Below are 13,152 nucleotides of genomic sequence, written 5' to 3'. Positions count from 1 at the left end.
AAGATAGCCACCCGCGGCATTCACGAACAATTGAGAGATACAGCCTGATGAGCAATGACAAACATCCCGGCCCACTGGTGGTTGAAGGTAAACTCACCGATGCCGAGCGCCTGAAAAAACAGAGCAACTACCTGCGTGGTACCATTACTGACGATTTGCAGGATGGTCTCACCGGAGGCTTTACCGGCGATAACTTTCTGCTGATCCGTTTTCACGGTATGTATCAACAGGATGACCGGGATATCCGCGCCGAGCGTGCCGCGCAGAAGCTGGAGCCACGTCATGCCATGATGCTGCGCTGTCGCCTGCCGGGTGGCATTATCACCCCGCAGCAGTGGCTGGGCATTGATAAATTTGCCGAAGAAAACACTATTTACGGCAGTATTCGCCTGACTAACCGGCAGACCTTCCAGTTTCACGGCATTCTGAAAGGCAACGTCAAACCTGCGCATCAGATGCTGCACGAGGTGGGGCTGGACGCGCTGGCGACGGCTAATGATGTTAACCGTAACGTGTTATGCAGCTCCAATCCTGTGGAATCTGAACTGCATCAGCAGGCTTATGAGTGGGCGAAAAAGATCTCTGAGCATCTGCTGCCGCAAACCCGCGCCTATGCTGAAATCTGGCTGGATCAGGAAAAGGTGGCCACCACCGATAAAGAGCCGATCCTGGGTGAAACCTATCTGCCACGTAAATTCAAAACTACCGTGGTGGTGCCGCCGCACAATGATGTCGATCTGCATGCTAACGATCTGAATTTTATCGCCATTGCAGAGCACGGTAAGCTGGTTGGTTTTAACCTGCTGGTTGGCGGTGGACTGTCAATCGATCATGGTAACAAAGCGACATATGCCCGCACCGCCAGTGAGTTCGGTTATCTGCCGCTGGATAAAACCCTGGCGGTGGCGGAGGCCGTGGTCACCACCCAGCGTGACTGGGGCAATCGTACCGATCGCAAAAACGCCAAAACCAAGTACACCCTGGAACGTGTCGGCGTGGAGACGTTTAAAGCGGAAGTTGAGCGTCGCGCCGGGATCACCTTCGAGCCTGTTCGCCCCTACGAATTCACCACGCGCGGCGACCGGTTTGGCTGGGTAAAAGGCATTGATGATAAATGGCATCTGACGCTGTTTGTTGAAAATGGCCGCTTACTGGACTATCCCGGCCGCCCTCTTAAAACGGGCGTGGCGGAGATTGCCAGAGTACATAAAGGCGATTTCCGCCTGACGGCAAATCAGAATTTGATCGTCGCGGGCGTGCCGGAAGCGGATAAATCGCACATTGAGCAACTGGCGCGAGATCATGGTCTGATGGAAAGCGTCAGCGCTCAGCGTGAAAATTCGATGGCCTGCGTATCCTTTCCCACCTGCCCGCTGGCGATGGCCGAAGCCGAGCGTTTCCTGCCAGAGTTTGTTACCCGCGTGGAGGGTATCATGAGCGCACACGGCGTCGGTGATGAGCACATTGTGCTGCGCGTCACCGGCTGTCCGAATGGTTGTGGTCGTGCGCTGCTGGCGGAGATTGGCCTGGTGGGCAAGGCCCCGGGACGTTACAACCTGCATCTGGGAGGTAACCGTATCGGTACGCGCATCCCCCGGATGTACCGTGAAAACATTACTGAAGACGAAATTTTGTCTACCCTTGATGAATTAATGAGCCGCTGGGCAGCAGAGCGCGAAGCGGGTGAAGGCTTTGGCGATTTCACCGTGCGGGCAGGCATTGTGAAACCGGTTGTCGATCCGGCTCGTGATTTCTGGCAATAACGGAGGCGTGATATGGCTGTACTCGATCTCTCTGCACTGAACGCGTTGCCTAAAGTTGAGCGGGTGATGGTGCTGGCGGAAATGAATAACAGGCTGGAAAAACTGTCAGCAACCGATCGCGTAATTTGGGCACTGGAAAACCTGCCCGGTGAAGCGGTGCTCTCGTCCAGCTTTGGTATCCAGGCGGCGGTCAGCCTGCACCTGGTAAGCCAGGTGAAGCCAGACATTCCGGTGATCCTGACCGATACCGGTTATCTGTTCCCGGAAACCTACCAGTTTATTGACCGGCTGACTGAGCAGCTCAATCTCAATCTGAAAATTTTCCGTGCTGAGCAGAGCCCCGCCTGGCAGGAGGCGCGTTATGGCAAGCTGTGGGAGCAGGGCGTCGAAGGCATTGAGCGTTACAACCAGATTAACAAGGTCGAGCCGATGAACCGTGCGTTGCAAACGCTTAACGGTCAGACCTGGTTTGCCGGTTTGCGCCGCGAACAATCCGGCAGCCGGGCTAATTTACCGGTGCTGGCGATTCAGCGCGGCGTGTTTAAGGTGCTGCCGATTATCGACTGGGATAACAAGCAGGTCTATCAGTACCTTAAAGCGCATGGCCTCGATTATCACCCTCTGTGGGATCAGGGATATCTCTCGGTGGGAGATACCCACACCACGCGTAAATGGGAGCCGGGGATGGCGGAAGAAGAGACGCGTTTCTTTGGCCTGAAACGTGAATGCGGCCTGCACGAGTAATCCCGTTGCTGCATGGCATTGTGTTATGCCAGATGTTTACCCGCTTTTTTGCTGGCATGCACTGCCATATCGATTGAGCGACGGGACAATAAATGTTTGAAATAAAGAACGAAGCAACCCTCTTCCGACTCTCATTTATTGAGCGGATTGAGGAGCCAGAGGAACCTCAGGAAGATGAGATAAGGTGCTGGCTTGAGATAGAGGGGTGTGGCATAAATCTCCAGTGCCAGTGTGAACTTACGCCCTATGATCTTACAAGCCTGAAGGAGATGATATCGGGTTTTTATGCTTCTCTGTCCCGAAATGAATCGCCTGAACCGGTAAGTTTTGCACCGAGAATTGAAACGTTTACCTGTGGATTTAATGCGATTGTGGGAAGTGATTCGGTGGGCTTTACCTTCAGCGCTTCGCCTCAGGTATATGACAGCTGGAAACTGACCGGAGGAATTATCATCGATCAGTCTTATTTCCCCGCGTTGATATACGGCATTGAATCGATCCTGACAAACTGAACGCGGGCTCTTGCCGCCCGCACCTGTAAGCTTTCAGGTTATCCGCCAGGCAGACTCCGCTTCCCGGATAACCCACAGCTCCGTTTAACTGCACAGCACGCCACACGATCGCTCTCTTTCAGCACCCACAGCAGATCGGTGGCATGCGGTATCCTTATTCTCTGACAGCGATAATCAGCGGCCCACCAGGCTGGCAAATTCATCGCCGGCAACGGTGACGTTAACTTTTGTGACTTCATAGTCGGCTACCGCCTGGAAAGCATCTTCTGCCAGAATGGCATCCAGCCGATCGCTCTCCATATCGCTAACGATGATCACCCCTCCGGTACGCGGCTCTTTGCGTCCGGCGGCAATAAACACCCCGGCCGCAAAATAGTGATTCAGCCAGCTGAGATGAGCTTCCAGCAAGGGTTCGACTTCGACGATGGGGCGGGTGTAACTCAGGCTGACAATGTACATTCGGTCTCCTCAGGCTCAGTTTGCCAGTGACGGAACTGCCGCTGGCATGGAATATCCGGACCGTTAACGTCCGTTTCAGGTCAGTTATCCGCTCCGGGTGACAAAAAAATTTCTGCTTCAGCATTAAAGTGTGACCGCTATCGCGCCATTTGATTCAGCTCAAAATGGCCCGAATATCATCCGTTAAGCACTTTTTTTTCTTAGCTTAGTCAGATTGTTATTCCATTCGGTAACTACTCATTCCAATTAGTAATTTCATAAGGCTTTGGCCGGGGCCGTATAGTCTCGTGAACTTTTTGTGATTAACAACAGGGTTGACGTGGACTATCTCCCGATTTTTGCCGACCTCCGTGATAAACCTGTGCTGATTGTTGGCGGCGGTGATGTCGCCGCACGCAAGATTGAGCTGCTACGTCGTGCGGGCGCGCGGGCGCAGATCGTCGCACGCGAATTGTGCGCCGAGCTGACTGCGCTGCACGCCAGCGGAGCCGTTGAGTGGCTGGCTGAAGAGTATCAGAGCAGCCAGCTTGACCACGTCTGGATGGTGATTGCCGCAACGGATAATGGTGAGCTGAACAGCCGCGTCTATACTGATGCCGGAGAACGACGACTGCTTGCCAACGTGGTGGATGACCAGCCCAAATGCTCCTTTATCTTTCCTTCCATTGTCGATCGTTCACCGCTGGTGGTAGCGATCTCTTCCAGCGGCACCGCGCCGGTTCTGGCGCGTCTGCTGCGTGAAAAGCTGGAAGCGTTGCTGCCTGGCAATCTGGGACAGATGGCGGAAATTGCCGGACAGTGGCGGGATAAGGTCAAACAGCGCTTCAGTAAAATGTCCCAGCGCCGTCGGTTCTGGGAAACGGCCTTTAACGGGCTGTTTGCCAGTCAGATTGCCTCCGGCAACGTTGCTGGCGCCAAACGCACCCTCGATCAACAACTCGACAATCCTGATGCCAGCCAGGGAGAAATCATCCTGGTGGGAGCGGGCCCCGGCGATGCCGGTTTGCTGACCCTGCGCGGTTTACAGGTGATGCAGCTGGCAGACGTGGTGTTATATGACCATCTGGTCAGCGATGAGGTACTGGATCTGGTCCGGCGCGATGCCGATCGCATCTGCGTAGGTAAGCGCGCCAATGCCCACAGCGTACCGCAGGAAGAGACTAATCGCCTGCTGGTGGAGCTGGCAAGAAAAGGAAAACGGGTGGTGCGTCTGAAAGGCGGCGATCCCTTTATCTTTGGCCGCGGCGGAGAAGAGCTACAGGCCGCCGTCGAGGCTGGCATCCCCTTTCAGGTGGTGCCTGGCGTCACCGCCGCTGCCGGCGCGACGGCGTATGCGGGCATCCCGCTGACCCATCGTGACCACGCGCAGAGCGCCCTGTTTATTACCGGCCACTGCCGTGCAGGCGGCGAAGAGATGGACTGGCCTTCCCTGGCCCGCGCCCGGCAAACCCTGGCTATTTATATGGGCACGGTAAAAGCGGCAGAGATTTCTGCCAGGCTGATTGCTCATGGTCGCGATGCGCATACCCCCGTGGCGGTGATTGGTCGTGGAACGCGACAGGACCAGCAGGTGCTGACCGGCACGCTGGAGACTCTCGATGAACTGGCGCAACGCGCACCGACGCCAGCGCTGATCGTGATTGGCGAAGTGGTTAATCTTCATCAGCAGCTGGCGTGGTTTCAACATTCAGCACAGCAGGCCGGACGCGACTCCGCCGTTGTAAATTTGGCTTGAGGAAAAGTTATGGATCAAAAACGACTCACCCACCTGCGTCAACTGGAAGCGGAAAGTATCCATATCATCCGTGAAGTCGCCGCAGAATTCAGTAATCCGGTAATGATGTATTCCATCGGGAAAGATTCCTCGGTGATGCTGCATCTGGCGCGCAAGGCGTTCTGGCCCGGTACGTTGCCATTCCCGCTGTTGCATGTTGATACCGGCTGGAAATTTCGCGAAATGTACGAATTCCGTGACCGTACGGTGAAACAGATCGGTGCGGAACTGCTGGTGCATCGCAATCCGGAAGGCGTGGCAATGGGGATAAATCCCTTTGTGCACGGCAGCGCAAAGCACACTGACATTATGAAAACCGAAGGGCTGAAGCAGGCACTGAACAAATATGGTTTCGACGCCGCATTTGGCGGTGCCCGTCGCGATGAAGAAAAGTCCCGCGCCAAAGAGCGTATTTACTCCTTCCGCGACCGTTTTCACCGCTGGGACCCTAAAAATCAGCGCCCTGAGCTGTGGCACAACTACAACGGTCAGATTAATAAAGGCGAGAGCATCCGCGTCTTCCCGCTCTCCAACTGGACCGAGCTGGATATCTGGCAGTACATTTTTCTCGAAAATATCGAGATCGTTCCGCTCTATCTGGCCGCCAGTCGACCGGTGCTGGAGCGCGACGGCATGCTGATGATGATTGATGATGAACGCATTGATTTACAGCCTGGCGAAGAGATTAAGCAGCGGATGGTGCGTTTCCGTACGCTGGGCTGCTGGCCATTGACCGGCGCGGTGGAGTCTGAGGCCCAGAGCCTGCCTGCGATTATCGAAGAGATGCTGGTTTCCACCACCAGCGAGCGTCAGGGCCGGGTGATCGATCGCGATCAGTCTGGTTCGATGGAGCTGAAAAAACGCCAGGGTTATTTCTGAGGAGCCAACATGAATACCGTCATTGCACAACAAATTGCCGATCAGGGTGGCGTGGAAGCCTGGCTGCATGCCCAGCAACACAAAAGCCTGCTGCGCTTTCTCACCTGTGGCAGCGTCGACGATGGCAAGAGCACGCTGATTGGTCGCCTGCTGCACGATACGCGGCAGATTTATGAAGACCAGCTGTCATCCCTTCATAACGACAGTAAGCGTCACGGTACACAGGGTGAAAAACTGGATCTGGCGCTGTTGGTGGATGGCCTTCAGGCTGAGCGTGAGCAGGGCATCACCATTGATGTCGCCTATCGCTATTTTTCCACTGAAAAACGCAAATTTATCATTGCCGATACGCCCGGGCACGAGCAGTACACCCGCAATATGGCAACCGGTGCCTCTACCTGCGATCTGGCTATCCTGCTGATAGATGCCCGCAAAGGCGTGCTGGATCAGACCCGTCGTCACAGCTTTATTTCCACCTTGCTGGGGATTAAGCATCTGATTGTCGCCGTAAATAAGATGGATCTGGTTGATTACAGCGAAGCGCGTTTTGAACAGATCCGCCAGGACTATCTGGATTTTGCCAGTCAGCTACCCGCTGACCTGGATATTCGTTTCGTGCCGCTTTCTGCGCTGGAAGGTGAAAACGTCGCCGCCCGCAGTGAGGCGATGAGCTGGTATAACGGCCCGACGCTGCTTGACGTGCTCGAAACCGTTGAAGTGACCCGCGTGGTGGAGCAGCAGCCGATGCGCTTCCCGGTGCAGTATGTTAATCGTCCGGACCTGGATTTCCGTGGTTATGCCGGGACGCTGGCGTCCGGGGTTGTGCAGGTAGGGCAGCGGGTGAAGGTCCTGCCATCCGGTGTGGAGTCAGCTATTGCGCGTATTGTGACCTTTGACGGCGACCTTCAGGAAGCGCAGGCCGGGGAAGCGATCACTCTGGTGCTAAAAGATGAAATCGATATCAGCCGGGGCGACTTACTGGTGGATGCCAGTGCAGAACTGAAACCGGTCCAGGCCGCAAGCGTGGATGTGGTATGGATGGCTGAACAGCCGCTGGTGCCGGGACAGAGTTTTGACATCAAAATTGCCGGTAAGAAAACCCGCGCCAGGGTGGAAAGCATTCAGTATCAGGTGGAGATCAACAGCCTGACGCAGCGTAAGGTGGAAAGTCTGCCGCTGAACGGCATCGGTCTGGTCGATCTGATTTTTGACGAGCCGATGGTGCTGGACAGCTACCAGCAAAATCCGGTGACCGGCGGCATGATCTTTATCGATCGTCTGAGCAATGTGACCGTTGGTGCCGGCATGATCCGCGAAGTCAGACAGGATCGGGTGCAGGCGGCCGGGAATTACAGCGCGTTCGAGCTGGAATTCAATGCGCTGGTGCGTCGTCATTTTCCCCACTGGGGCGCGCGCGATATTTCAGGCGGTGAATAATGGCGGGTCATGATGAAAACGTGGTCTGGCACAGCCACGCGGTAACGCGGGCTGAACGTGAGCAGCAGCACGGTCATCAGGGCGTGGTGCTGTGGTTTACCGGGCTTTCAGGCTCCGGGAAATCGACCGTGGCGGGCGCGCTGGAACAGGCACTTCAGCAGATGGGTGTCAGCACCTATCTGCTGGATGGTGACAATGTGCGCCACGGCCTGTGCCGCGATTTGGGCTTCAGCGACGAAGATCGCAAAGAGAATATTCGTCGGGTTGGGGAAGTGGCAAAGCTGATGGTTGATGCCGGTCTGGTGGTGCTGAGTGCCTTTATCTCTCCGCATCGGGCAGAGCGCCAGATGGTGCGGGATATGCTGGGAGAAGGACGCTTTATTGAGGTCTTTGTCGATACCCCGCTGGCAATTTGCGAAGCGCGCGATCCAAAAGGGCTGTATAAAAAAGCGCGGGCCGGAGAATTGCGTAATTTTACCGGAATCGATGCTGTTTATGAGGCTCCCGACGCGGCTGAACTGCATCTTGATGGTCAACAATTGGTAACAAAATTGCTGGTTCAAGTGTTAGATCTGCTTCGTCAGCGCGATATCATCAGGTCCTGAGATAGCCATAACGAAACGCCTCTGAACGGGCTGTTTTCCGCGCCAACAGGATCCTTATGCATAATGTTACGCCCATGCTGGCCCGCAAAGAAGAGAGAGACCAGGAAGAGATATCCTGGTCATTTCCCGGAGGCGTCGTCGGTTTTGCCTCTTACTGGTGTGCTCTCGCCATCCCGTTCCTGCTCTATGGCTCTAACACACTGTTTTTCTTCCTCTATACCTGGCCCTTTTTCCTCGCGCTTTTACCGGCCTCTGTGCTGATTGGCATTGCGATCAGCGCGCTGCTGCGTGGTCATCTGATCTGGACGCTGTTGCTCACCGCACTGTTAGTTATTGCCCTTTTCTGGCTATTATTCACCCTGCTTAGCGGTTGGTGAGCTGAAAAAAGGCCCATCCCTGCGCCAGGCACTGGTTTCTGGTTGCTTACGGCGGTTACAAAATTTTGCCAGATTGCCGTCATCACGGTGATTGCTCAGCGATGCGTCAATTGACAGCTATTTCACGGCGTAGTGGAGTCAGATGGAAAGTTATGGGATGATTGGGCCGTTTTTCAGGGGGCGGGGATGGGAAAACTGACACTGCTGCTGCTTGCTTTACTCTGCTGGTTGCAATATTCGCTCTGGCTGGGCAAGAACGGCATACATGACTTCACACGGGTTAATGACGATGTTGCGGTGCAACAGAGCAGTAACGCCAAATTAAAAGCGCGAAACGATCAGCTGTTTGCAGAAATCGACGATCTTAACGGCGGTTCTGAAGCAATTGAGGAGCGCGCACGTAACGAGCTGGGGATGATTAAACCCGGTGAGACCTTTTATCGCCTGGTGCCGGATCAGAATAAACGAAACGCGCAGCAGGGGAATCTGAGCAGCCAGCAACGATAACGCATGAAGAGTACAGATTCGTTTCCGGACGTGATTGCCGTTGTTCCCGCAGCCGGGATTGGCAGCCGTATGTTGGCAGAGTGCCCCAAGCAATATCTGACCATCAGGGGTAAAACCCTTCTTGAATATGCTATCGACAGCCTGCTGGCCCATCCGGCCATTAACCGCATTATTATCGCTGTCAGCCCAACCGATCCCTACTTTGCCGCACTGCCCATCGCCAGCGATCCTCGTATCATCCGCGTCGCGGGAGGTAAAGAGCGTGCAGATTCTGTGCTGGCGGGATTACAGGCGGCATCGGCCTCACCATGGGTTTTAGTGCATGATGCGGCGCGTCCCTGCCTGCATCCTGACGATTTGACACGTTTACTGGCGATAGCTTCTGACGGCTGCACTGGCGGCATTCTGGCTGCTCCGGTTCGCGACACCATGAAGCGCGGACGCCGGGATGCATCGGTAATAGACCACACCGTGGATCGCGAGGCGCTATGGCATGCGCTGACGCCGCAGCTGTTTCCCCTGGCGCTACTGCGCGACTGCCTGCAAAAAGCCCTGCATGAGGGTGCGACAATCACTGATGAGGCCTCTGCGCTGGAATATTGTGGCTATCAGCCTCAGCTGATTACCGGACGTAGCGATAATATCAAGGTGACGCGCCCGGAAGATTTGGCACTGGCGTCCTTTTATCTGACCCAATTACATAACTAGGAGAGCGCATGATGCGTATCGGCCACGGTTTTGATGTTCATGCTTTTGGTGGCGAAGGCCCGCTGATCATAGGCGGCGTGCGAATTCCATACCCTCAGGGACTGCTGGCCCACTCCGATGGTGATGTGGCCCTGCATGCGCTGACCGATGCCCTGCTTGGCGCGGCGGCTCTTGGCGATATCGGCAAACTGTTCCCGGACACCGATGAGGCCTGGAAAGGGGCAGACAGTCGGGAACTACTGCGTGAAGCCCTGCGACAGATTGAGAAAAAAGGTTTCCGCCCGGGTAACGTTGACGTCACTATCATCGCTCAGGCTCCCAAAATGTTGCCGCATGTTCCGCAGATGAGAATCAATATCGCGGAAGATTTGGCCATTCACATGGATGATGTGAATGTTAAAGCCACTACCACCGAGAAGCTGGGTTTTACCGGGCGGGGCGAGGGTATTGCCTGTGAAGCTGTGGCAACGCTGTTCAGGACAGAAAAGTAATGGTATTCAGCGATCTGTGCTGGTTGCATGGACAACCCACCGCCACTGGCGTGGTGAAGGCTTTTCCGGAAGATTTCGTTGTCATTGAAGACCTTGGCTATCGGCCTGACGGCGAGGGAGAGCAGTTGCTGGTTCGCATCCGCAAGGTCGGTTGTAATACCCGTTTTGTTGCTGAAGCGTTGGCGAAGTTTGCCGGTATACCTCCCCGTGATGTCAGTTTTGCCGGGATGAAAGATCGTCATGCGGTGACTGAACAGTGGTTCTGCCTGCGTATTCCCGGCAAACAGACGCCTGATTTATCCGCTTTTCAGCCCGAAGGTTGCGAGGTACTGGAAAGCGCCCGCCATCGTCGTAAGCTTCGAACCGGCGCGTTACAGGGCAATGCGTTTCGACTGACTCTGCGTCAGATTTCCGATCGGGCTGCGGTGGAAGAACGGTTGCAGCAGATCGCGGTTGTTGGCGTTCCCAATTATTTTGGTATGCAGCGTTTTGGTCATAACGGCAATAACCTGCTGATGGCACAACGCTGGGCGGCGAATAACCTCGTGGTGCGCGAGCGTAACAAACGCAGCTTTCTGCTTTCCGCTGCCCGCAGCGCGCTGTTTAATCGGGTGGTCAGTGACCGTCTCTCCTCCCACGGCTCGCTACTGCGTGTACAGCCCGGTGATGCGTTGCAATTAACCGGTCGCGGCAGCTGGTTTGTGGCACAGGAGGGCGAACTGGACGAGTTGCAAAAACGGGTCGAGAGCAACGAGTTGCGGATTACGGCACCCTTGCCAGGACGAGGTCCCTGGGGAAGCGAGTCCGTTGCGCTGGCGTTTGAGCAGCAAAGCCTGGCCGATGATGCTGAACTTAATGCACTGCTGGAGCGGGAAGGTGTTGATGCTGCAAGGCGCGCGATGCTGTTGATTCCCCGAGATCTCCGCTGGTGCTGGCTGGATGATGTTACCGTTGAGCTGAATTTCTGGTTACCGGCTGGCAGCTTTGCGACCAGCGTTCTGCGTGAAGTTTTGCAACAGACGGAAGGTGATGCCGGGGTGGATGAATAGCAGCGCACGGTGCCTGTCATTACGGCGTGTCCCCTGGCCGTCCGCAGGCACAGCCACAGAGAATTCGCCTCTCTGCATTAATCCTGCTGCTGATATTATTCCTCGTAAGGACGCGTTTTTAATCCAGGATTTTTTTATTTTTCTTTTATTTCAGTTGGTTATGATATGTTCGTCATATGACCAAATGAAGCGAATGGCGTTAACGTTATTGCGAAGTTGATGCCACTAAAGCAAAAACAACAGGATATCCGACTGTCTGTTGCTTCTACCACTGTTCGCCACCACGCGATAGAATATTTCGGCCTGTTATCTGGAATTGCCCTTCAGTCAGTCTGCAACAATAACAAGCCAGGTAGCCCGGCAGGATACGGCAGAGCACATCGGGATGAAAAACAGAATCAGAATAAGGGGTTGAGTTGTAGATGCGAATATTGCTGAGTAATGATGACGGCATTCATGCGCCGGGTATTCAGGTGCTGGCAGAAGCGCTGCGGGAGTTTGCTGATGTACAGGTGGTAGCGCCAGACAGGAACCGTAGTGGCGCATCCAACTCTCTGACTCTGGAAACGCCGCTTCGCACCTTTCGCTATCCTGATGGCGATATTGCTGTCCAGCAGGGAACGCCAACCGACTGCGTCTGGCTCGGGGTGAACACGCTGATGACCCCAAAACCGGATATTGTGGTGTCCGGAATCAATGCCGGCCCCAATATGGGCGATGACGTCATCTATTCAGGCACGGTGGCTGCGGCGATGGAAGGGCGACATCTGGGCCTGCCTGCGCTTGCCGTTTCACTCAATGGTCATCAATATTACGACACCGCCGCTGCCGTCACTTGTTCCATCCTGCGCGCCTTACAGCATGAACCGCTGCACACCGGGCGAATACTGAATATCAACGTTCCCGATCTTCCTCTCGCCGAGCTTAAGGGGATTCGGGTCACGCGCTGTGGCAGTCGTCATCCCAGCGATCGGGCGATCCCTCAGCTGGATCCGCGAGGCAATACGTTTTACTGGATTGGCCCTCCGGGTGAAAAACTGGATGCAGGGCCGGACACGGATTTTGCCGCCATCGACGAAGGGTATGTCTCGGTTACGGCCTTACATGTTGACTTAACTGCCCACGCCGCGCAGAACGTGGTGGCTGACTGGCTGGCGCGTGTGGAGGTCAGTGGCAAATGGTGAGTCGGCGCATCGGAACGCTGGTTGCACAATTGCGCCAGCAGGGTATTGACGACGAGCGATTGTTAAAAGTGATTGAGGAAGTGCCGCGTGAGCGTTTTGTTGATGAAGCGTTCGAGCATAAAGCCTGGGAAAATACGGCGCTGCCAATTGGTTCTGGTCAGACCATATCCCAGCCCTATATGGTCGCTAAAATGACTTCGCTGCTGGGCTTAACGCCGACTTCACGGGTGCTGGAGATTGGCACCGGTTCGGGGTATCAGACCGCCGTTCTGGCTCACCTGGTAGAACACGTCTATTCTGTAGAGCGAATTAAAGGGCTGCAATGGCAGGCCAGACGGCGTCTGAAGCAGCTTGATCTGCATAATGTCTCTACCCGCCACGGCGATGGCTGGCAGGGTTGGTCGGCTCGTGGGCCTTTCGATGCCATCATCGTGACCGCTGCCCCGCCGGAAATCCCCCAGGAGCTGATGTCGCAGTTAGCTGAAGGGGGCATCATGGTGCTGCCCGTAGGCGATGAGCAGCAGCAGCTGAAACGAATCATCCGTAAGGGCGATGAGTTTGTGGTGGAAACCGTAGAGCCAGTCAGATTTGTGCCGCTGGTCAAAGGCGATCTGGCCTGACCGACGTTAGCAATTGTATACATCTGCGAATTGGCACCCGGCC

Annotated in this window: 15 protein-coding genes; 14 read left to right on the top strand and 1 reads right to left on the bottom strand. The window is 55.2% G+C overall.

The annotated features are described in order from the left end of the window. Positions 1–47 precede the first annotated feature (47 nt). From cysI to BG55_RS13750, 3 genes are all read left to right on the top strand, one after another. Positions 48–1,763 carry an assimilatory sulfite reductase (NADPH) hemoprotein subunit gene (gene cysI / locus BG55_RS13760; RefSeq protein WP_034938493.1) on the top strand — a complete coding sequence of 572 codons (1,716 nt, stop codon included), beginning with the start codon at positions 48–50 and terminating at the stop codon, positions 1,761–1,763. 12 nt (positions 1,764–1,775) lie between these two features. Continuing rightward, positions 1,776–2,507 carry a phosphoadenosine phosphosulfate reductase gene (cysH, locus tag BG55_RS13755; protein WP_034938491.1) on the top strand — a complete coding sequence of 244 codons (732 nt, stop codon included), beginning with the start codon at positions 1,776–1,778 and terminating at the stop codon, positions 2,505–2,507. Positions 2,508–2,599: 92 nt separating this feature from the next. Next, positions 2,600–3,019, top strand: a complete 420-nt coding sequence (locus BG55_RS13750; protein ID WP_034938490.1) for a hypothetical protein — start codon at positions 2,600–2,602, stop codon at positions 3,017–3,019. Between the two features lie 174 nt (positions 3,020–3,193). On the opposite strand, the gene BG55_RS13745 is transcribed toward BG55_RS13750, so the two are convergent. Next, the gene (locus BG55_RS13745; protein ID WP_034938488.1) at positions 3,194–3,478 is read right to left on the bottom strand and encodes a YciI family protein; all 285 of its coding nucleotides are present in this window, start codon (positions 3,476–3,478) and stop codon (positions 3,194–3,196) included. 319 nt (positions 3,479–3,797) lie between these two features. On the opposite strand from BG55_RS13745, the gene cysG reads away from it, so the two are divergent. From cysG to BG55_RS13690, 11 genes are all read left to right on the top strand, one after another. Continuing rightward, entirely contained in the window at positions 3,798–5,213 is a 1,416-nt protein-coding gene (gene cysG / locus BG55_RS13740) for a siroheme synthase CysG (protein ID WP_034938749.1), read from the top strand. 9 nt (positions 5,214–5,222) lie between these two features. Next, on the top strand, positions 5,223–6,131 hold the full coding sequence (gene cysD / locus BG55_RS13735) for a sulfate adenylyltransferase subunit CysD (RefSeq protein WP_034938487.1): 909 nt from the start codon (positions 5,223–5,225) through the stop codon (positions 6,129–6,131). Between the two features lie 9 nt (positions 6,132–6,140). Beyond that, positions 6,141–7,568, top strand: coding sequence for a sulfate adenylyltransferase subunit CysN (cysN, locus tag BG55_RS13730; RefSeq protein ID WP_034938485.1), 1,428 nt, complete (start codon positions 6,141–6,143; stop codon positions 7,566–7,568). Continuing rightward, positions 7,568–8,173 (top strand): adenylyl-sulfate kinase, encoded by a 606-nt coding sequence (gene cysC, locus BG55_RS13725; protein ID WP_034938484.1) that lies wholly within the window; start codon positions 7,568–7,570, stop codon positions 8,171–8,173. The genes cysN and cysC overlap by 1 nt, the downstream gene beginning before the upstream one ends. A gap of 56 nt (positions 8,174–8,229) precedes the next feature. Further along, the gene (locus BG55_RS13720) at positions 8,230–8,550 is read left to right on the top strand and encodes a DUF3561 family protein (protein WP_034938482.1); all 321 of its coding nucleotides are present in this window, start codon (positions 8,230–8,232) and stop codon (positions 8,548–8,550) included. A 186-nt stretch (positions 8,551–8,736) separates the two neighbouring features. Next, the gene (ftsB, locus tag BG55_RS13715; protein WP_034938481.1) at positions 8,737–9,057 is read left to right on the top strand and encodes a cell division protein FtsB; all 321 of its coding nucleotides are present in this window, start codon (positions 8,737–8,739) and stop codon (positions 9,055–9,057) included. 3 nt (positions 9,058–9,060) lie between these two features. Continuing rightward, on the top strand, positions 9,061–9,765 hold the full coding sequence (gene ispD, locus BG55_RS13710) for a 2-C-methyl-D-erythritol 4-phosphate cytidylyltransferase (protein ID WP_034938479.1): 705 nt from the start codon (positions 9,061–9,063) through the stop codon (positions 9,763–9,765). Between the two features lie 11 nt (positions 9,766–9,776). Then, positions 9,777–10,256, top strand: coding sequence for a 2-C-methyl-D-erythritol 2,4-cyclodiphosphate synthase (gene ispF / locus BG55_RS13705; protein ID WP_034938747.1), 480 nt, complete (start codon positions 9,777–9,779; stop codon positions 10,254–10,256). Then, complete coding sequence (gene truD, locus BG55_RS13700) at positions 10,256–11,305, top strand: tRNA pseudouridine(13) synthase TruD (RefSeq protein WP_034938478.1); 1,050 nt, start codon at positions 10,256–10,258, stop codon at positions 11,303–11,305. Before ispF ends, truD begins: the two co-directional genes overlap by 1 nt. Before the next feature lie 422 nt (positions 11,306–11,727). Further along, positions 11,728–12,489, top strand: coding sequence for a 5'/3'-nucleotidase SurE (surE, locus tag BG55_RS13695; RefSeq protein WP_034938476.1), 762 nt, complete (start codon positions 11,728–11,730; stop codon positions 12,487–12,489). Continuing rightward, the gene (locus tag BG55_RS13690; RefSeq protein WP_034938474.1) at positions 12,483–13,109 is read left to right on the top strand and encodes a protein-L-isoaspartate(D-aspartate) O-methyltransferase; all 627 of its coding nucleotides are present in this window, start codon (positions 12,483–12,485) and stop codon (positions 13,107–13,109) included. Before surE ends, BG55_RS13690 begins: the two co-directional genes overlap by 7 nt. Positions 13,110–13,152 lie beyond the last annotated feature (43 nt).

The sequence above is a fragment of the Erwinia mallotivora genome (genome assembly GCF_000590885.1).
Classification (GTDB): Bacteria; Pseudomonadota; Gammaproteobacteria; order Enterobacterales; family Enterobacteriaceae; genus Erwinia; species Erwinia mallotivora.
Note: the sequence above shows the minus strand (reverse complement) of the source record. Positions and strands in the feature narration are given on the sequence as shown.